The organism is Sunxiuqinia elliptica (assembly GCF_900113005.1).
Classification (GTDB): Bacteria; Bacteroidota; Bacteroidia; order Bacteroidales; family Prolixibacteraceae; genus Sunxiuqinia; species Sunxiuqinia elliptica.
On record NZ_FONW01000009.1, the window covers coordinates 46,912 to 66,619 of the forward strand.

Genomic DNA, 19,708 nt, shown 5'->3' on the forward strand with positions numbered 1-19,708 from the left:
ACAAAAAAATGTAAATTTGGACAAAGCCTCCAAATGAAAACGAAAGAAATTAAAATTAGTATATCAGAATTCGACAAATTAGATGAATTGTCGGCCGCTGATCAGGAATTAATCCAAGTAGCACGCGAAATTGCGCAACAAGCTTACGCCCCTTATTCCAACTACCAAGTTGGATCCGCCCTCCGATTAGAAGACGGCACCATCGTTTCCGGGAATAATCAAGAAAATGCTTCTTCTCCTTTAGGGAATTGCGCTGAACGCACGGCGATTTTCTGGGCTAATGCCAACCATCCGAATCTATCCATTGACACCATAGTTGTTACTGCAATCGATCAAAGTAGGAAAGCAGCACTCAAGGTTAGTCCGTGTGGAGCTTGCCGCCAAGTTATGCTCGAGGCAGAACATCGTTATAAAAAACCGATCCGGGTCATCCTGGATAGCGCCAATAAAATTGAAATTTTACAGAGTGCCAGTCATCTACTCCCCTTGAGCTTCAATGGAGACTCTTTAAAGTCAATGGGATAAAATCCTACTCCTTCAGTTCCTTAATTTTAATTAGCTCATCCCAAATTGCGTCTCCTTTAGGCGGTTTAGCTACAATTTTGACTGGCTCTTTCCGCACAGGATGCATCAGTTCCATTTTTCGAGCATGCAAATGAATTCCGCTATCATAATTGCTGCGTGCTGCACCATATTTTAAGTCGCCCTTAATATGACATCCAATTTTGGATAACTGTACACGAATTTGATGGTGACGTCCTGTTTGCAGATCAACTTCAAGCAAGTGATAACGATTCAGGCTGGCACGATGGCGGTAGCTCAAACTACAAAAACGAGCGCCCTTTTTAGGTTTGGGCGTTTCTGAAGCGTAGCTTTTATTTTTCCCTTCATCTTTCCACAAATAATGTTCAAGTGTATCTTCCAGATTCTCTGGCAATACATCAACAACGGCCCAATAAGTCTTCTTAATGGCATCTTTCGACTTAAACATCTCGCTCAAACGAGTTAACGCTTTGCTCGTGCGAGCAAAAAGCACAACACCGCTGGTCGGACGATCCAACCGATGTGGAGATCCCAGAAACACATCGCCAGGCTTGTTGTACTTCTTTTTAATGTATGCTTTTACTTGGTCGATCAAGGTTTCATCCCCGGTCTTGTCTCCTTGTACAATCTCCCCACACGCCTTATTTACGGCTATCAGGTGATTGTCTTCATATATTACTTCCATGGCAAACTCCTCCTTTTATAATTATTTGAGTAACAACAGAGCCTGATTGAACAAACGATCAGGCTCTGAATTGCTCTATATTGTATCGCTTAATACTGTTCCCTTTCGCTTGGGAAATTCACTGACTTTACATCGTCAATATAGCTTCCTACTGCTCCTTTTATTTCAGCAGCTAAGTTATGATAACGTCTTAAAAAACGAGGAGAAAATTCCTGAGTGATTCCCAGCATGTCATGGATAACCAAAACTTGCCCGTCAACACCGCTTCCTGCACCTATACCAATGATTGGGATACGAACAGCTTCAGCAACCTTTTTTCCTAGTTCCGCTGGAATTTTTTCCAAAACAATAGCAAAACATCCGGCTTCTTCTAACAAGCGAGCATCTTCCAGCAACTTTTGAGCTTCCTCTTCTTGTTTCGCTCGCACGGTATAGGTTCCATACTTATGAATAGACTGTGGCATTAAGCCCAGGTGCCCCATTACTGGAATACCGGCAGAAAGAATACGATCCACAGATTCAATAATCTCTTTTCCGCCTTCCAGCTTCACCGCGTCGGCGGCAGTTTCCTTCATAATTCGAATAGCTGAGCTCAAGGCTTTTTTACTGTTTCCCTGGTAAGTTCCAAAAGGTAAGTCAACAACGACTAAAGCACGTTGGGCAGCTTTGACCACCGAAGTACCGTGATAAATCATTTGATCCAACGTAATAGGCAGCGTTGTTTCATTCCCCGACATGACATTCGAGGCCGAATCTCCTACCAAAATCACATCGACTCCTGCTTCATCTACTAACTTGGCCATGCTGTAGTCGTAACTGGTCAACATGGATATTTTTTCCCCTTTCAACTTCATTTCGGAAAGCACATGGGTAGTCACCCGCTTTACTTCTTTTTTATGTACTGACATAACAATTCAAATTCGATTGAGCTACAAAAGTAAGAATTTATGCATTGACTTATTCATTTTTACGAAATGCATACCGAAACTCCTACTCTTCTAACAATCATTTAAGTATCCGATCTATTTTTAATAACATATCATTTATTATCATGCAATATATTATTATATTTATCTTGAACAATAAAAACATTAATCATGAGAACAGTACTTTCGTTTCTGCTGATAGTGGCACTTTCACTGCCTACATTGGCACAGGACAAGAACTTTGATCTTTCAAAGTACAAAACCCCCGACTATAAACGTCATGAGTTAAACACCTTTTTCAATCTCGGGGGAACAAACAATCAGTTTTCTCAATCAGGGGAGGACTACAAACAAGCCAATTTCTCATCAACGGTCAATTTAAACTACAGTTATGTAGCCAATACCAGACAACAACAAACCTATTTTAGGACCAGCCTACTTCCGCGGTACGTTTACGAAATGGATAAACAAGGAACCCAAGAGGTAAAGATCAACAAAACAAATTTCAATTTTGACATCACAGGGTTTCATAAATACTACCTGACAGAAGATCATCTCTTTCTAAAGGTTAGCCCGGATTTTAACTGGTATTCCAGCAACCATGATCAAAAAAATTCATCACTTGATCAAAATAACGCAACACTTTCAATGCAATTGGGGCTAGGGGCCGGCATCGGACGAATTGAGCCTGTTAGTGATTATTGGCAGTCGTACTACATTTTACAATCGTTAGATAACCAAGGGCTACTGAAACGTGCCCTAACAGAAGAGGACTTTCTAAACTTTGCTTCCTTAGCAACCAAACTAAAAAACAAGCGCTTTTTTGACCACCGTCTCCGAAAAATTTCAGAGTTGACAGCCTTGGATTCATTAATGCAGGAAGAAGAATTACTATCGAATAATTCAATCGCCTATTTCGCCACATTAAATGACTACTGGAGCTTTGCAAACATTGCCGAACGTCATGCCGGAAGGGAGTTGAGCATCATGCTTACACCTGAATATATGCATAACAGCTATGAGTACGGAGACTATCCAAAACAAGAATCTCATTATACCGTCATCTCTCCATCCATAAACTATTCCTGTTCAAAACCACTTAACCTACATTGGGATCGTGTTTTCAACGCAACAGTTGCCCGCCAGTTTAAACTTGATGAGAGTGAAATAACCTATGGCAACTTAAACAGATCTCTTGTATCGTCATCAATTGGATTCAATTATTATCCTAACTTCCGAACCTCTGCTCAAATCTCTCTGAATTATTTGGGCCTTGAAATACCAGAATCCATGATGAACAATGAGAAAGTCTGGCAAAACAACCTCAACTTAAAAGGAGCGATGTATTACTATCTCTCTCCTCAATTGCGGATTCAAGGAAGCTTAGAGATCAATTATACAGATAAAAGCACTGATGATATCCAAGATGAGCACTTCCGATTAACGGGATCATTAGGACTCAGCTACGCCATCTTCTAAAAATAAAGGCGGATCCAAATCAGATCCGCCTTTATTTTTATACTCGTAAGAAAACTTGTTTTCGATACATGTAGTACAACACACCCCAGATAAGAGCTAAATAACCAACGTTCCAAACAAACTGTCCGAAAGTGCCCATCACTTGAGGTGCCCATCCCAACACGAAATTAACCAATCGGCCAACATCAACAAACCGGCCAAACAAATACACAAAAATGGAGTTCATTCCGATAACACGGAAATAGAACGACCATTTTTGCCACTTCAATACATCAATAATCATATAAAACAAAGCCATTAGCAAAAAGCTAATGCCTCCTGCCGCCAAGTTGAAGCTAGTTGTCCAACATGATTTAATAATAGGGTAAACCGGATGCAAAGCAACGCCAACAATCAACAAGGCAGTACCAATGCCTGACAATAAATAGATTTTTTGCCATGGTGTCCGACTCTGATCCCTCAAAAAATGGCCAGCAACTGATCCCATCAACGTAATTCCGGCTGCAGAGATAATGCAAAGCAATCCTTCCGGATCAAATACACCACCATGCAAACGCCCTGGCAACAACATCCGGTCAACATAACCATTGATACATCCTTCAGGGGTTAAAACACCGGCACCAACGCCCGGCACCGGGACAAAAAGCTGTAAGCCCGCATAGCCAACCAATAAGCCAACCAGCCAGTACAAGCGACTTTTAAACGATTTGGTATAAATGACAATTAACGAAGCAAAAAAGTAGGCCAAGCCAATTTGCGCAAGCACACTGGCAAAGCGAATATTGGTAAGATCACCTGCCAATGCTCCATTATATAAAAGACCTAGAACAACAAGGATGACCATTCGCTTGGTAACCTTGGCGGTTAGTGTTCGTTTTGGTACCTTCTTCTCCAACTTTGAAACAATGGCATACGGAATAGCGACTCCTGCAATAAACATGAAAAGCGGAAAGATCAGGTCATACATATGCAATCCGGCCCACTCTACGTGTTCCATCTGCCGGGTTAACCACTCAAATCCAGTCAACTTTCCCAAGAATACAGCAAACATGCCACCTCCGGTAATCCAAAACATGTCAAATCCTCGAAGGGCATCAAGAGACAATAAGCGTTCTTGCTTAGGGGTTCTTATAGCATCTGATTTCATCTGTTATAATGATTTAATTAGGTAATATTAGTTGCCTAAAGATAGGAAAAAAACAGATCGCTGTCTTTTTGTCACCAAATATGTCAGGATGAAATTGACAGCGTTTCTTTTCTGTGTCAAATTTTCACTTCCGCCTCCTATTTCTCCCTTGGCATAATCATTGATCTTCCCTGATCGTGATTTTAGAATCAACATTGAAATAATTAAAAATAAAAATACAATTACAATGGGAAAAATAATTGGAATTGACTTAGGAACTACCAACTCATGCGTTTCCGTAATGGAAGGAAACGAACCAGTGGTAATTCCTAACAGCGAAGGAAAAAGAACAACTCCCTCAATCGTAGCTTTTGTAGAGAATGGAGAACGGAAAATTGGAGACCCTGCCAAACGTCAGGCAATCACCAACCCACAAAAGACCATTGCCTCTATCAAACGGTTTATGGGAGAAGGCTATGACAACTTAAATAAAGAAGTTTCACGTGTGCCATACACTGTTGTTAAAGGTGACAACAATACGCCACGCGTTCAGATTGACGATCGTAAATATTCTCCTCAAGAGATTTCAGCAATGGTACTTCAGAAAATGAAGAAAACAGCGGAAGATTATTTGGGACAAGAAGTTACTGAAGCCGTAATTACAGTACCTGCATATTTTAATGATGCCCAACGTCAGGCTACGAAAGAAGCTGGTGAAATCGCTGGTTTACAAGTTCGCCGGATCATCAATGAGCCAACAGCTGCCTCATTGGCATATGGCCTTGACAAAATGGATCGCGACATGAAAGTGGCCGTATTTGACCTTGGTGGTGGTACTTTCGATATTTCAATTCTGGAATTAGGTGACGGAGTATTCGAAGTAAAATCAACAGATGGTGATACGCACCTTGGTGGTGACGATTTTGACCAAGTGTTGATTGACTGGTTGGCCGACGAGTTCCAAAAAGAAGAAGGTCTTGACTTACGGAAAGACCCAATGGCTCTTCAACGTTTGAAAGAAGCTGCTGAGAAAGCAAAAATTGAACTTTCAAGCTCAACGCAAACAGAAATCAACTTGCCATACATTATGCCGGTTGATGGTGTGCCAAAACACTTGGTAAAATCATTGACTCGTGCAAAATTTGAGCAATTGGCAGACAGCCTGATCAATGCAACCATTGAACCTTGTAAAAAAGCGTTGAAAAACGCTGGACTTTCAGCTTCTGATATTGATGAAATCTTATTGGTAGGAGGTTCTACACGTATTCCTGCTATCCAGGAAAAAGTTCAGTCATTCTTCGGGAAAGCTCCTTCAAAAGGGGTAAACCCTGACGAAGTAGTAGCAGTTGGAGCAGCCATTCAAGGTGGTGTTTTAACAGGTGAGGTTAAAGATGTATTGCTTCTTGACGTAACTCCACTTTCATTGGGAATTGAAACCATGGGTGGTGTAATGACCAAATTGATTGAAGCCAACACAACCATTCCAACAAAGAAAGCTGAAACATTTACAACAGCTGCTGACAATCAGCCATCTGTTGAGATTCACGTGTTGCAGGGAGAGCGCCCAATGGCTAATGGCAACAAAACAATTGGACGTTTCCACTTGGATGGAATTCCACCAGCACCACGCGGAGTGCCTCAAATTGAAGTATCATTTGATATTGATGCCAACGGAATTCTTCATGTTCACGCCAAAGATAAAGCGACCGGAAAATCACAATCAATCCGTATCGAAGCTTCTTCTGGTTTGAGCGATGACGAAATCAAGAAAATGAAAGCTGAAGCAGAAGCAAATGCTGATGCCGATAAGCAAGCTCGCGAGAAAGTGGATAAAATGAACCAAGCAGATGGTTTAATTTTCCAAACTGAAAAGCAATTGAAAGAGTTTGGCGACAAACTTCCAGCTGATAAGAAAGCTCCAATTGAGGAAGCTCTTAATAAACTGAAAGAAGCTCACAAGGCTGAAGACTTGGCAGCGATCGATGCAGCAACTGCGGAATTGAACCAAGTGTTCCAGGCAGCTTCTCAGGAAATGTACAATGCACAAGCTCAAGCAGGTGGTCAACAACAACAAGGACCTACTGCCGGAGGTGCTCAAGACGGAGGTGCTCAATCATCAGGTGCAAGCCAGGATGGTGAAGTAACTGACGTTGACTTTGAAGAAGTGAAATAAGTTTCACCAACAATAAAAATCAATCCCCGGAGTAATTCTTCGGGGATTTTTTTTTACATCTTCGTATCTAAAGGAGTATTGGAAGGCTTCTCTAGCATTCGCCGCGGCACAGTTTCTTGAATCAGCTCAACAAATGCCCGAACCAATTTTTTCATCCCGGTATTTTTCAAATACACTACGCTCAATTCCCGATAGGGTTCTGGACTTTTAAAACGCTTAATCAGGTCTTCATATTCCGTTGAAACACTCAATGTTGCCAATTCTGGGATAAAGGTGATTCCCCCTTGCGTTTCCACAATTCGTTTCAACGACTCAATAGAATTGGAAATGTATCGAAAGTTTCCTTTTACCGTGTCAAACGGCGGAATTGAACAAACAGCATTGACCTGGTTTTGGAAACAGTTCCCTTCCGTAAGGTACCACAACTCTTCTGAAGGAACTTCTCCCACCTGAATTAAACTGTGCTGATACAGTGGATGATTTTCGGCCACATAAAGGTAGAACCGCTCATAAAAAAGTGGAGCAAAAGCATACTGTCCGGAACTTCGTATGGGCGTTGAAATAATTCCGGCATCAATTGTATTGTAATTGAGTTCGCTCAAAATAGACTCCGTGACCATTTCAACGACCTCCACTTTCAGGTCAGGATACCTGGAAGATGCCAACTCCATCACCAGTGGAACCAGGTAAGGCGATAAAGTCGGGATAATGCCAATCCGGATTTGGCCGGCCACCTCATCTTCTAATTCGACACTCAGCTGATCTAAATCGTTCATAAGCTGAATGATCTGCTGAGCCTTTTCCAAAAACAATGCTCCTTCGGCTGTAATGCTTATCGGCTTGGTGTTGCGATCAACCAATAAATAACCAAACTCCTCTTCCAATTTTTGAATTTGTAAACTGAGTGCAGGCTGGCTCACCTCCATATTTTTGGCCGCTTTTGAAAAACTCTGCATGCGGCACAATTCCACAAAATATTTTATCTGGCTGACATTCATATCGTATAATCAAAACTAATAACGATATAAAATTAATAAATATCACTAATAGTATCTTTGAACTAAAGAAAAATAAATCAACAAGAGATAACCATTAAAAATTAAATAAGATGAAAACACAAGAACAAACTCAAGCAGCCAACCAAGTATTAGTTGAAAGAATGAATGCATTTCTAGCCGACTTGCAAGTACATTATCAAAACCTACGCGGATTCCATTGGAATGTTGAAGGAAGCCTGTTTTTCGTACTTCATGCCAAATTTGAAGAGTTCTACAACGAGGCCTCAGAAACTGCCGATGAAGTAGCAGAACGCATTTTAATGCTTGGAGGTCAACCTTTGCACTCATTCAGTCAATACCTTCAAGTAGCCGAAATTCCGGAAGTTACCGACCTTCGTGATGGCAAAGAAGCGGTACAAACAGTGATTGATCAATCTGAAATTCTTTTAAGAAAAATGAACGAGCTGCTGGAACTTGCCGGCGATCAAAACGATGAAGCAACAACCAGCTTATTCAGCGATCAAATCAGCAGTACTGAAAAACGCCTATGGATGCTAAAAACATTTCTTCGCTAAAGGGAAAGAAACCAAAAAGAGAAAAGGGACTTAACTAAGTCCCTTTTTTTCGTGAATATAATCTTTTAACATCTCTTCGTCAGAGAGTTGTGACTCCGAAACATTGATAGCCGTTTCAATCAAAGCCAGATGCGAATAGGCCTGCGGAAAGTTCCCTAGCATGCGTTTCGTCTCGAAATCCAAATCTTCGCTAAACAAGCCCAAATGATTGGAATAACTCATCAGCTTATGAAATTTATCAATTGCCTCCTTTTTACGACCAATCTTAAACAAAGCATTGGTCAGCCAAAATGAACAAATTGTAAAAGCCGACTTTGGCATTCCAAAATCATCTTGATTGCGATAACGGAACATCAGTCCATTCTTCTCCAAATCTCCTTGAATGGCTATAACTGTACTGACATATTTTTGATCGGTCGCATTAATAAAACCGTAAGACTCCATAAGCAATACCGAAGCATCTAAATCGTCAGTACCGTAAGCTTGCGTAAAAGCCTGCTTCTTTTCTGACCATGCCTTTTTGTATATATCTTTATGAATCTTGTCTCTTAAGCGAGTCCATTGCTCAATATACATTCCACGGCGAAGTAAGGTAGCAATCTTCACCGCTCGATCTACGGCTGCCCAACACAGTACCTTGCTGAAGGTAAAATGCTTGTTTTCGTTCCGGATCTCCCAAATCCCCCGATCCGGTTTTTTCCAGTTGTTTTCAACCACTTTAATGATGTTACGCACAATGGTCCATAGTTCTTCGCTATGCTCCAAGCTGATATCGTAAATTTCCAGCTGTTGATAAATAACATCCAGCAAGATACCGTAGATATCATTCTGCTTTTGTTTATAAGCTGCATTTCCAATTCGAACCGGCACTGAACCTTCGTAGCCTGCAAAGTGCTCCAGTTCCTGTTCCTTCAAGTTCTTCTCACCATTAATGCCATACATGATTTGCATCTTCTCGTCCTTGTCCGGCAAAATATTGATAATGAACTTCAAGTACCGATTAGCCAAGCGATAGTGACCTAAGGAAGTCATAATCTTCACCACCATGGATGCGTCCCGAATCCAACAAAACCGGTAATCCCAATTTCGTTCCTCCCCGATTGTCTCTGGTAAAGAAGTCGTTATTGCGGCCAAAATTGCCCCGCTCTTATCAAAGCTGAGCATTTTCAACGTCAAAGCACTCCGCATGATCTCGTCGTTATACAACTTATAGGAGGTCGTCCGTTCTGCCCAATTCAACCAATACACTTTTGTCCGTTCCAATTTCAGTTTCGAGCGGCGGGTATCCTGGGGCAACAACTTCTGATTATAACTCAATAAGCAATATTCATCTTTGGTCAGTTTAATTGGCTCACTTTCCAAAATTGCCTGATAATCGAAACTGGAATAAAGGTAAAGTGAATCATAAGTTCCCTTTAAGGTCTGCGACTTGATGTAGCAAGTTTCCTTCACTCCCTCGTAACAGCCATCTTCCACAAAATTTTGCGTTTCATGCTTCGCATATTCTAATCTTGGATCATACTTAATTACAAACTCAGGCTGCCCCTCAACCAAACTAAAATAACGTACGATATCCGGCGGAATGTAATAACCGCCGTTATCCGAATTCCGATATCGAGGCATAAAATCCTTCACCACAAACACCCCATCCTCACACTCAAAACGAGTTTCCAAGATGTTCGTCCGGTCAATATAACTTTGCTTTACCTGCTTCAGCTTTGTTGGAACAATCTGAAAGCTTCCCCCTTTTTCGGTATCCAACAGTGACGCAAATACCGACGAAGAATCAAACTGTGGTAAACACAACCATTCGATCGATCCTCTCTCTGATATTAAGGCTGCACTTCTGCAGTTTCCGATAACCCCGTAATTCAAATTCTTCATAGACGAATGTTAAACATCATTTAAAAACCAGTCTTTCCCCTATTCTCTTTTGATAAATTAAGAAAATTAAGCGAACTTTAAAGGAGATCAAAGCAATCAAAAAACCGCTATGAACAACCCATTCAGTCCTCAAATGTAAAAATATTTAAGAAGAAGCAAATTGTAGCCTTTCCTATTCAATCGCTACAAACACTTTAACAACAATTCATTTGGGATTGTGTTGGTAATTATTAGACCGACTTATTAATAGAAATTTAAAATTCACACATAATAAAGAAGTTATGAGTAAAATTCACATCGTTTCAAACCGATTACCGTTAAGCATAAAGAAAGAAGATGATTCCTTCAACCTGTCACCAAGTGTTGGAGGATTAGCGACAGGCATGCGCTCCATATACAAAGAATATGGTGGAAAATGGATCGGATGGCCCGGCTTGTCCAAGGATGACCTGACCGACGATGAGCTGCTTACCATCGATGAAAAACTGGTTAGCGAAGATTGCCTGGCCGTACACCTCACCAGCGAAGAAATAAACCTTTACTATGAGGGGTTTAGCAACAATGTCATTTGGCCACTGTTTCACTATTTTGCCCAATTTATCGACTATAACCCAGAGTACTGGGAAGCCTATCAAAAGGTCAATCACAAATTTGCCCAAAAGGCACTTGAAATTGTTGAAGATGGCGACATTGTCTGGATTCATGACTACCAATTATTGCTAGTCCCGGAAATGATCAAATCCGTAAAACCCAATGTTACAATCGGATTTTTCCTGCACATCCCTTTCCCGTCTTTCGAGGTATTCCGCATACTTCCTTGGCGTAATGAATTAATCAAAGGCATGTTGGGTGCTGACTTAATTGGATTTCACACCTATGATTACGAACGACACTTTTTCAGCTCGGTCCGTCGTTTGCTGGGGTACGAAATATCGTTCAATGAAATTCACCTCGAAGACCGAATCATTTTGGCCGATGCTTTCCCCATGGGAATCGACTATGAGAAATTTGAAACGAAGGCGAAGGCTATTGCCCACAAATCCCTTCAGGAAAGATCAGAACTACATCGCGAACTGGAAAAGTACTTTCTCGTTTCCCCCGATCGCAAACTCATTCTGTCAATCGACCGGCTGGATTACACCAAAGGAATCCCCAACCGACTGAATGCCTTTGAGAAGTTCCTCAACAAATATCCCGAGTTCCGCAACAAGGTCTCTCTAATTATGCTGGTTGTTCCTTCGCGAGACGAAGTTGAACAATACAAACTACTTAAAAGTGAAGTGGATGAATTGGTTGGACGCATCAACGGACAATATGGAGGTGTGAACTATACCCCGGTTTGGTATTTTTACCGTTCCTTGCCTTTCGACAACCTCATTGAATTGTACAGCACTTCCGATGTGGCCCTCATCACCCCCGTTCGGGATGGTATGAACCTCGTTGCAAAAGAATATATCGCCTCCCGAATCAATCAAAGTGGGGTACTCATCATCAGCGAAATGGCTGGGGCTGTAAAAGAAATGGGAGAAGCCATTATCATCAACCCCAATAACGAAGAAGAAATTGCAGACAGCATCCACCAGGCTCTAACCATGGAAATGGAAGAACAACGCCGCCGCATGCGCTACTTGCAAGACCGCATTAGACGCTACGATGTATTCAAATGGTCGGGCGAATTCATTAAGAGTTTGAAAAAAGTAGAAGATATCCAACAAAACTTCTTGGCCAAGAAAATTACTCCCGCCCTTAGCAAAGAGCTGGTTGCTCGGTTTGATAAGGCTGAAAAACGAGCTATTTTTCTGGATTATGACGGAACACTTGTCAACTTCAAGAATGATCCGCAGGCAGCAAGCCCCGATGAAGAGCTGCACAAGCTCATCACCCAGCTAGAGGAGGACGAACGTAACACGGTCACCATCATCAGCGGACGAGACCGTGACACGCTGCAAAAATGGCTTGGCGACCATCAAGTCAACCTGATTGTTGAGCATGGCGTTTGGCTGAAAAAGCTCGATGAAGACTGGCAAATGTTGGATAATATCAGTAGTTCATGGAAACCTACCATCCGTCCGATCCTTGAAAACTTTGTTGATCGTACCCCTGGAACCTTTATTGAAGAGAAAAATTACTCTTTGGTTTGGCACTACCGAAATGCAGAACCCGAACAGGGAGAGCTACGTGCCAACGAGCTGAAAGACGAACTTCGTAACATGATTGCCAACCACAACCTTGAAATTATGGAAGGCAACAAGGTCATTGAAGTGAAGGCTGGCGGTATTAACAAAGGTGTTGCTGCTTCGCGATTCTTACGCGACAACCAATATGATTTTATTGTGGCCATTGGTGACGACTGGACTGATGAGTACATGTTCCGCGAACTACCAACAAGTGCTTACACGATTAAAGTAGGATTGAAGAAAACGGCTGCAGCCTATAAAGTAGAGTCCGTAAAAGCGGTTAGAAACTTATTAAAAGCGTTGGGTGGCAAATAAGCCACCCGGCGACTAGCCGGTTTCTCACAAAAAAATAATAGTTTTGGATCTCAAGAATGAAAGCTATGATGAAACAATTTTTGCTGATCCTTCTCCTACTGAGTACATCTATTGGGTGGGCTCAAAATCAGTTAAACCAGACAGATTCCCAAGGACAAAAACAGGGACCTTGGATTAAAAAATCGCCAACGGGTAAAAAGATTTACGAAGGCCATTTTAAAAACGACCGTCCAATCGGAGAGTTTAAGCGCTACCATTCCAGTGGAATCTTAAAAGCTCGCCTTCACTACCAAGAAGGTTCAGATACAATTGCTGCAGAATTGTTTGACTCATTAGGGAAGTTGATTGCTAAAGGGAATTACCTAAGTCAATTAAAAATAGGTGAATGGCAATATTTCAAAAAAGGACAACTGGTCGCTTCCGAGCAATTTCAGAACAACCAAAAACATGGGCTATCGAAGACTTATTACCCCACTGGGAAGTTGTTTGAAGAAATTAACTGGAAATATAATCAGAAAAATGGCATCTACCGTGCTTTTTTTAAAAACGGAAAACCCTACCTGGAATGCCAGATGGTTAATGACCAACGCGATGGTGTTTGCAAAGTATACCACGAAAATGGCCAACTTGAGCTGGACGCACTTTACAAGCGAGGCTTACGAAATGGCGACTGGCGGTATTATCATGCCAATGGCGACTATTCGCATACGCTGATCTACAATATGGGTGAACTCGTCAATCAACGGGTTCTCGACAGTATTCAAAACATCCAGTTTAAAGCGATAGAGCAAAACAAAAATAAGCTTGTAGATCCAGAAAGCTTCATGAATGATCCGGTGCAGTACATGCAAAAGAACAACATGTTACGGCGCTAAATGACTATAGATAACTCATCGTTACTTAGCTTCTTAAGCGACAATGATTTTTGTCAACGGCAAACCTATTTTCCTTTGAATTTAGCTAACTTGTTCACAAAAATCATTCAGAAAAACTGAACCGGCTTCCAAACAATGCACTTGCTGGCTCGTTAAATTGAAGCAGTAAACCCAAAAGTATGGCAGTTACACAACTTTCGTTATCAGAACTCAACAAGCAAATCAAAGCACAGCTGGATGACGCTTTCCCGGGCTTAATCTGGATTAAAGCAGAAATTAGCGAGCTAAACATCAACCGAACCGGGCACTGCTACCTGGAACTCGTTGAACTTGATGAAGCAACGAAAGAAGTACTTGCCCGTTGTCGGGCGACCATCTGGTCCTACTCGTTCCGAATGCTGAAGCCTTTTTTCGAGACAACCACCGGACAGGCTTTTGCCGAAGGAATTAAGATTCTGGTTAATGCCAAGGTTGAGTTTCACCCTGTTTATGGACTCAGCCTCAACATTCGCGATATCGATCCCAGCTACACCATGGGCGACATGGCCAGAAAAAGACGAGAAATCATCCGTCAGTTGGAAGAAGATGGTGTGCTCGACATGAATAAAGAGTTGGAATTACCCTTGGTGCCGCAGCGTATTGCCATTATTTCATCGCCTACTGCAGCAGGCTTGCAAGACTTTCTTGAGCAGCTGAGCCATAACCCGTACCAGATTCGTTTTTACACCAAACTGTTTCCGGCCATTATGCAAGGTAAAGAAGCAGCCAACTCCATCATGCTGGCACTCGAACAAGCTTTTCAATACGAGGAGTTCTTTGATGTCGTTGTCATCATTCGGGGAGGAGGAGCACAGGTTGATTTGGCAAGCTTCGATCATTATGAGTTGGCCTATCATATCACCCAGCTTCCCATTCCGGTTATCACAGGAATTGGCCACGACAAAGACGAAACAGCGGTTGACCTGGTTGCCCATACCAAACTGAAAACACCAACTGCTGTTGCTGAATTTTTGGTTAGTGGAGCTGCTGCCTTTGAGCAAACGCTTGATGAACTCAAGAACCGCTTTGTTGATATAGTCGAAAAACAAATCCAGACAGAAAAAGAATACCTTCAACGAACACTTCAGAATTTCAAACTTGGTGTTCGACAATTGGTGAATGAGGAAAACAACCGCTTTAAACTAACTTCCGTGAAATTAGAAAAATCGGTTCCTGCATTCTTATCATCCAAATCGCAACTCTTAAACCGGCACCGCTATTTGCTCGAAAAAGCTGGCACCAGCCATTTATCCGAACAAAAGCACGAACTGGACCGTCAGCTTAATCGACTCGACTTCTTTACACAACGGCAGTTTCGAATTAAACGGACCAGTCTTGAACAGGTGAATGATAAACTAGCAAGCCAATTGAACAACTTGCTGAAAAACCAGCAAAAAAGGCTTGAACACATTGAAGGAAAAGTGCGTTTAGTTGATCCAAAAAACGTCTTGAAACGAGGCTACAGTTTAACCTTCAGCAATGGGCAACTGGTTAAGTCTGTCCATCAGTTGCAGCCCGGAGATGAGCTGACAACGCAACTAGCTGATGGCAAAGTAACAAGTAAATTATTAAAACAAAATAACCATGGCAAGTAAAAAACCAAGCTATCAGGAAGCAGTAAACGAGATTGATGATATTCTTCAGAAAATTGAAAATGAAGAACTCGATGTTGATGAGTTAGCCGCCAAAGTAAAACGAGTATCCACCCTCATCAAACTATGTAAAGACAAACTACACAAAACTGAGGCAGAAGTTGAAAACATCCTCAAAGAAATGGAAGACTAATCCTTCGTCCTTCATTCAAAATAATTATTGGAACAGGATAGTATCCCGGGGCGATACGAGCAAAAAAATAAGCAGCCGGAAAAGCGAAGATCGTGCTTTCCCGGCTATCTCTATTTACGTGTTAAATACATGTGCAGCTAGTAGGGTCATTAAAATTTTAAGCCCGCATACAGTCTGATAACAGAGTTTTTAGCATCATCCAAGAAAGCATAAGAATACCTGTTATCCTTTGCGACAGGAGTTAGACCGAAGGAATAATTAAATCCAACGACGACCATTTGCAGGTCAAAGGCTAAACCGGCTGACAAGCCAAAATCCAGAGAATGAAAGTTATCGCGGTCAATCTCATCTTCTGACTCAAACGCAAAAGCATCCAACACTTCAGCTTCTGTTTTAAAATTGGCATTTGCCAAATAACTCAGATAAGGCCCAAACTGAAACTCAAAATCCCGGGAAAGATTATAGACCAAATACACGGGCAAATCAATGTAATTCAAATTGAATTTGGTATCACCTCCTCCAATTCCATTTGTTTCAAAACTCTGCTTCATTCCTTTTGATGAATAAAGTAATTCTGGCTGAATAGCAAATTTTGAATTAAGCGGGATCTTATTAAAAACACCAACATGAAAACCAAACTTTAAATTTTCATCGTTGTTGCCATCAATTGTCAAAGTTGTCAGGTTAACGCCACCTTTTATTCCAGTCACCGGCTCTTGCGCCACGACGTTATGGGTAACCAACAAACACACAACGCTAAACAATAAAATAATCTTCTTCATTTATTCTTTCAATTAATAGTTCCACACTGGTCAGTCCTTTCTTTATAAGCGACCTTTTTTGTTGGTTGCTTGAGTTTATTTCATGTTTCGCATTTTTCAGAATTTTCAGTGAAGCCTAGTTCGTTACCGAACCAATATCTCCACGCTTAGCAGCCCGCTTTAACTTGTCATTCGCAAAAATGGCCACTTCCACACGCCGGTTTAACCGTCGACCTTCGTCTGTTGCATTATCTGCCACGGGTTGCAACTCGCCATAACCTTGTTCAACAACTCGCGTCCCTAACACGCCTTGTCGCATGAGCAAGTTTGCAACAGAACCAGCGCGTTGCTCCGACAACTTTTGGTTATAAGCCTCACTTCCTCGATCATCGGTATGGCCTTCAATCAACACCTCCGTATCTTCATACTTTTTTAAGGTTTCAGCCAAGGCCATAATGTTTTCCTGCGAACTTGCCGTTAGCGTAGAAGAATCAAAACCAAATAGAATTCCCGAGTCGAAAGTAATTTTGATCCCTTCTCCTATTCGCTCAACCGACGCTCCCTCCAAATCTCGACGTAATTCTTCGGCCTGCTTATCCATATAGTTTCCCACCAAGGCTCCAGCTGCTCCGCCAATTACTGCCCCCAGAATTGCTCCCTTGGCTGTATTGTCTGATTTAGATCCAATCAAACCGCCAATCGTTCCTCCTGCACCTGCACCGATGGCTCCTCCACGCAAAGTTCGCGAAGTGTTGCAAGCTCCCAGAAAAAGGATAACACTAAAAGTGAGCGAAAAGATCAGGTGTTGTTTAATTTTTAGTTTTTTCATAACAATTTATTTCTGATAAATTGATAAATAAAGGATTAATAATTGTGCCGTTTTTCCCAGAAATCAACAACATTACATTAAGCCTTTGAACTCAGGAGATTTATTATAAAAAATAATAACAAACGTGAGCGAAGCTTGTTCTTTCCTGTGATTCAGTTCATCCACAATTTGAGGCTGATTGTCTACAAATTCCACAAGTATTGAATTCCCCAATTTTCAGTTTTTTATTAGACAACCCGCGGCATACAAGCCATTTAAATAACTGACCTCCTATTCGGGTACACTTTTCGCATAATTAGGCACCAAAACAAATTCCGACCAACGATGATAACCAGACAGTGTGGTCGGCTTAAAACAGAAAAACACATGAAGAAGAATTTGCTTGTGCTTACCTTATTTCTTTTGATTAGTGGGGCAGCAATGGCTCAGTATAATTATGCCATTGGATTACGATCAGGAGGCACATCGGGATTGACCTTGAAGAAAAACTACGGGGCCACAGCCATTGAAGGGCTCATTGGTTTTTGGCACGATGGCTTTAGCGTCACCGCCTTATGGGAGAAAAACCAAATGGCATTTAACGAACCCGGATTAAACTGGGTGTATGGTGTTGGTGGACATATTGCCGTTTATGGCAACGACTTTGACGGCCGTGGTTCTGGCTGGTACGATCATCCACACGATTACGATGATGGAGCCCTTGGACTTGGGATTGATGGCATTGTCGGTCTGGAATATAAAATCCCCAATGCGCCAATTGCCTTTGGCATTGATCTCAAGCCCTATCTTGAAATTGTAACCGAAGGCGGTGTCCTCTTTTCCATTGACCCGGGAATTGGTGTCAAAGTTGCTTTTTAACAAACATATAACTGGGAAGAACAACCAAAATGTCCGTACCTGTTTGGCAGGGCGGGCATTTTTTATTTCAGTCTAAACCATCAACTTGCCAATTTCCCTGCGCACCCTTGGGGGAATTGTTGTTGCCAATACCTCCTGCAAAAAAGCATAGAGCTCCAAGTTCGTGGCTGGCGAAACCCGACACAGTACCACCAACTCCAAAAAAGCCCATAACAAAAAGTTCTGATGAGATTTACTATTTTCATTCATCCGAAGCGATGCAATAATTTCACCGACAATACGGTTCGTTAGATCCGGGCGATGTCGGATGATCCGTTCCGAATAGCTAATGCAATACTTTCGCGTGGAGATTTTCTCATCATGCAGTTGCTTGTAATAATCCGGAAAAGCCACATCAAACCGTTTGCGCAGATCCATCGGTAATAAGTCAGGCAATAGGTCCATGCCATAATTCCGATGATAAGAATTGGGATGCTGAAGCAAGCCAACAAAGTCATCCCAGTAGCGCAAGCAGCCAACGGGATCGGCTGCCGTCACCTGTTGCATAATCCGGTAGGAATGAAAATACACATTGATGTGTTTGTGCGACACCAACTGCTGCACCACCAAGTCGCGAAACTCCGGGTCAAAGCGGGCACGCTCAACCAACGGATCAATGTCCACCTGAGTTTCGCGGACAAGCAACAAATAATCTTCTTCCATCAAATCCTGATCGTTCATAAAAGGTTCTTGTTAAACAGCCCTAATTCCAATTAACAACAGAAGCAAATGTTCTTTTCACCCCCTTTTTATAAGTCCATTGAGGATGTCCTATCAAGATAAACAGGCCCTCTCGACTTTTAAATTTAATCCCATATTTTTCTCTAAACTTCTTCGCTTTACCTCCATGTTGAATCAAGGGATGCACGCCTCCAACCATACACGTCCCCAGGCCCAGAGACTCTGCCGCATACATAGCTGTCGTGGCAGCAACAACAGGATCAGCGGGATCAGCATAAGGAGAACCATAAAAATACATTGCTAACGGAGCATCATAAGTCACCAAGTTTGTTCCCTGTCGCATTTTTTCAGTATACACCCGAAACAGTGGCTTTACAAAATTCCTGAACACAGCAGCATTAGCCTTCCCCCAGAAAGGTCGCATGAATGCTAAAAACCAACCAGAGACCATCCATTGCATTTGCTCAAGGTAATCGCAAAAATCTTTTGCAAAGAGATGATTTTTCTCTTTTGTGCCCAGAACCAGCACATTTACATCAGAAGGGGGTAAACCCATTGGAGCCATTTTGGCTGCCTCTAAGATTTTCTTTATTTTTTCTGAAGAAACAGGTTCATCCCGAAACTCCCGGATACTCCTCCGGCGTTGATACAAAGTCTGCAATTCTTCGTATCCTGCTGCCTGCTCTTTTGGCGGTAATTCAAACAGATCTTTAGGTGATAGATACCGACCATTTACTTCAATCGCTCCTGATGGGCATATTGCCATACAATGACCACAACCAATACATCCAAAAACAGGTTCTGAAGCCAGACTTACTTTACCATCCTTCAACACCAAACTTAAATCCTTACAAACATCAATACATTTTCCGCAGCCAATACACTTTTCTGAATCAATTGAAATTCGCGCTTGCTCATTTGTTCGCGTCGTGGGAATAGCCATATTCTTTATGGTTTTTA

General features: G+C 41.9%; 18 protein-coding genes. 9 read left to right on the forward strand and 9 right to left on the reverse strand.

The window, feature by feature from the left end:
• Positions 1–33: 33 nt before the first annotated feature.
• Entirely contained in the window at positions 34–525 is a 492-nt protein-coding gene (locus tag BM156_RS15135) for a cytidine deaminase (protein ID WP_093920735.1), read from the forward strand.
• Positions 526–529: 4 nt separating this feature from the next.
• Here the strand turns inward: BM156_RS15135 and BM156_RS15140 are convergent, their stop codons facing one another.
• Complete coding sequence (locus BM156_RS15140) at positions 530–1,228, reverse strand: RluA family pseudouridine synthase (RefSeq protein ID WP_093920736.1); 699 nt, start codon at positions 1,226–1,228, stop codon at positions 530–532.
• Between the two features lie 89 nt (positions 1,229–1,317).
• Entirely contained in the window at positions 1,318–2,136 is an 819-nt protein-coding gene (panB, locus tag BM156_RS15145) for a 3-methyl-2-oxobutanoate hydroxymethyltransferase (protein WP_093920737.1), read from the reverse strand.
• Between the two features lie 189 nt (positions 2,137–2,325).
• On the opposite strand from panB, the gene BM156_RS15150 reads away from it, so the two are divergent.
• Positions 2,326–3,633, forward strand: coding sequence for a hypothetical protein (locus tag BM156_RS15150; protein WP_093920738.1), 1,308 nt, complete (start codon positions 2,326–2,328; stop codon positions 3,631–3,633).
• 37 nt (positions 3,634–3,670) lie between these two features.
• On the opposite strand, the gene BM156_RS15155 is transcribed toward BM156_RS15150, so the two are convergent.
• Positions 3,671–4,780, reverse strand: coding sequence for an acyltransferase family protein (locus BM156_RS15155; protein WP_093920739.1), 1,110 nt, complete (start codon positions 4,778–4,780; stop codon positions 3,671–3,673).
• Positions 4,781–5,006: 226 nt separating this feature from the next.
• Between BM156_RS15155 and dnaK the strand changes: the two genes are divergently transcribed.
• Positions 5,007–6,932 (forward strand): molecular chaperone DnaK, encoded by a 1,926-nt coding sequence (gene dnaK, locus BM156_RS15160; RefSeq protein WP_093920740.1) that lies wholly within the window; start codon positions 5,007–5,009, stop codon positions 6,930–6,932.
• A 53-nt stretch (positions 6,933–6,985) separates the two neighbouring features.
• Here the strand turns inward: dnaK and BM156_RS15165 are convergent, their stop codons facing one another.
• Positions 6,986–7,930 carry a LysR family transcriptional regulator gene (locus BM156_RS15165; protein WP_093920741.1) on the reverse strand — a complete coding sequence of 315 codons (945 nt, stop codon included), beginning with the start codon at positions 7,928–7,930 and terminating at the stop codon, positions 6,986–6,988.
• A 110-nt stretch (positions 7,931–8,040) separates the two neighbouring features.
• On the opposite strand from BM156_RS15165, the gene BM156_RS15170 reads away from it, so the two are divergent.
• Positions 8,041–8,505, forward strand: coding sequence for a Dps family protein (locus tag BM156_RS15170; RefSeq protein WP_093920742.1), 465 nt, complete (start codon positions 8,041–8,043; stop codon positions 8,503–8,505).
• A 30-nt stretch (positions 8,506–8,535) separates the two neighbouring features.
• Here the strand turns inward: BM156_RS15170 and BM156_RS15175 are convergent, their stop codons facing one another.
• Positions 8,536–10,389: a glycoside hydrolase family 15 protein gene (locus tag BM156_RS15175; RefSeq protein ID WP_093920743.1), complete on the reverse strand. Its 1,854-nt coding sequence runs from the start codon at positions 10,387–10,389 to the stop codon at positions 8,536–8,538.
• 281 nt (positions 10,390–10,670) lie between these two features.
• Between BM156_RS15175 and BM156_RS15180 the strand changes: the two genes are divergently transcribed.
• The 4 genes from BM156_RS15180 (at position 10,671) to xseB (ending at position 15,580) form a co-directional block, all read left to right on the forward strand.
• Entirely contained in the window at positions 10,671–12,881 is a 2,211-nt protein-coding gene (locus BM156_RS15180; protein ID WP_093920744.1) for a bifunctional alpha,alpha-trehalose-phosphate synthase (UDP-forming)/trehalose-phosphatase, read from the forward strand.
• 65 nt (positions 12,882–12,946) lie between these two features.
• Positions 12,947–13,756, forward strand: a complete 810-nt coding sequence (locus tag BM156_RS15185; RefSeq protein WP_170846976.1) for a toxin-antitoxin system YwqK family antitoxin — start codon at positions 12,947–12,949, stop codon at positions 13,754–13,756.
• 179 nt (positions 13,757–13,935) lie between these two features.
• The gene (gene xseA / locus BM156_RS15190; protein ID WP_093920746.1) at positions 13,936–15,390 is read left to right on the forward strand and encodes an exodeoxyribonuclease VII large subunit; all 1,455 of its coding nucleotides are present in this window, start codon (positions 13,936–13,938) and stop codon (positions 15,388–15,390) included.
• Positions 15,380–15,580 carry an exodeoxyribonuclease VII small subunit gene (gene xseB, locus BM156_RS15195; protein ID WP_093920747.1) on the forward strand — a complete coding sequence of 67 codons (201 nt, stop codon included), beginning with the start codon at positions 15,380–15,382 and terminating at the stop codon, positions 15,578–15,580. The genes xseA and xseB overlap by 11 nt, the downstream gene beginning before the upstream one ends.
• A gap of 149 nt (positions 15,581–15,729) precedes the next feature.
• Here the strand turns inward: xseB and BM156_RS15200 are convergent, their stop codons facing one another.
• Both BM156_RS15200 and BM156_RS15205 read right to left on the reverse strand, forming a co-directional pair.
• Complete coding sequence (locus tag BM156_RS15200; RefSeq protein WP_093920748.1) at positions 15,730–16,362, reverse strand: porin family protein; 633 nt, start codon at positions 16,360–16,362, stop codon at positions 15,730–15,732.
• Between the two features lie 115 nt (positions 16,363–16,477).
• Positions 16,478–17,170, reverse strand: coding sequence for a YiaD family glycine zipper/OmpA-like lipoprotein (locus BM156_RS15205; RefSeq protein ID WP_093920749.1), 693 nt, complete (start codon positions 17,168–17,170; stop codon positions 16,478–16,480).
• Between the two features lie 366 nt (positions 17,171–17,536).
• Here BM156_RS15205 and BM156_RS15210 point away from each other — a divergent pair, with 366 nt between their 5' ends.
• Positions 17,537–18,028, forward strand: a complete 492-nt coding sequence (locus BM156_RS15210) for a hypothetical protein (protein WP_093920750.1) — start codon at positions 17,537–17,539, stop codon at positions 18,026–18,028.
• A gap of 72 nt (positions 18,029–18,100) precedes the next feature.
• On the opposite strand, the gene BM156_RS15215 is transcribed toward BM156_RS15210, so the two are convergent.
• Together BM156_RS15215 and BM156_RS15220 are read right to left on the reverse strand one after the other, a co-directional pair.
• Positions 18,101–18,748 carry a hypothetical protein gene (locus BM156_RS15215; RefSeq protein WP_093920751.1) on the reverse strand — a complete coding sequence of 216 codons (648 nt, stop codon included), beginning with the start codon at positions 18,746–18,748 and terminating at the stop codon, positions 18,101–18,103.
• A 22-nt stretch (positions 18,749–18,770) separates the two neighbouring features.
• Complete coding sequence (locus BM156_RS15220) at positions 18,771–19,691, reverse strand: nitroreductase family protein (protein ID WP_093920752.1); 921 nt, start codon at positions 19,689–19,691, stop codon at positions 18,771–18,773.
• Positions 19,692–19,708 lie beyond the last annotated feature (17 nt).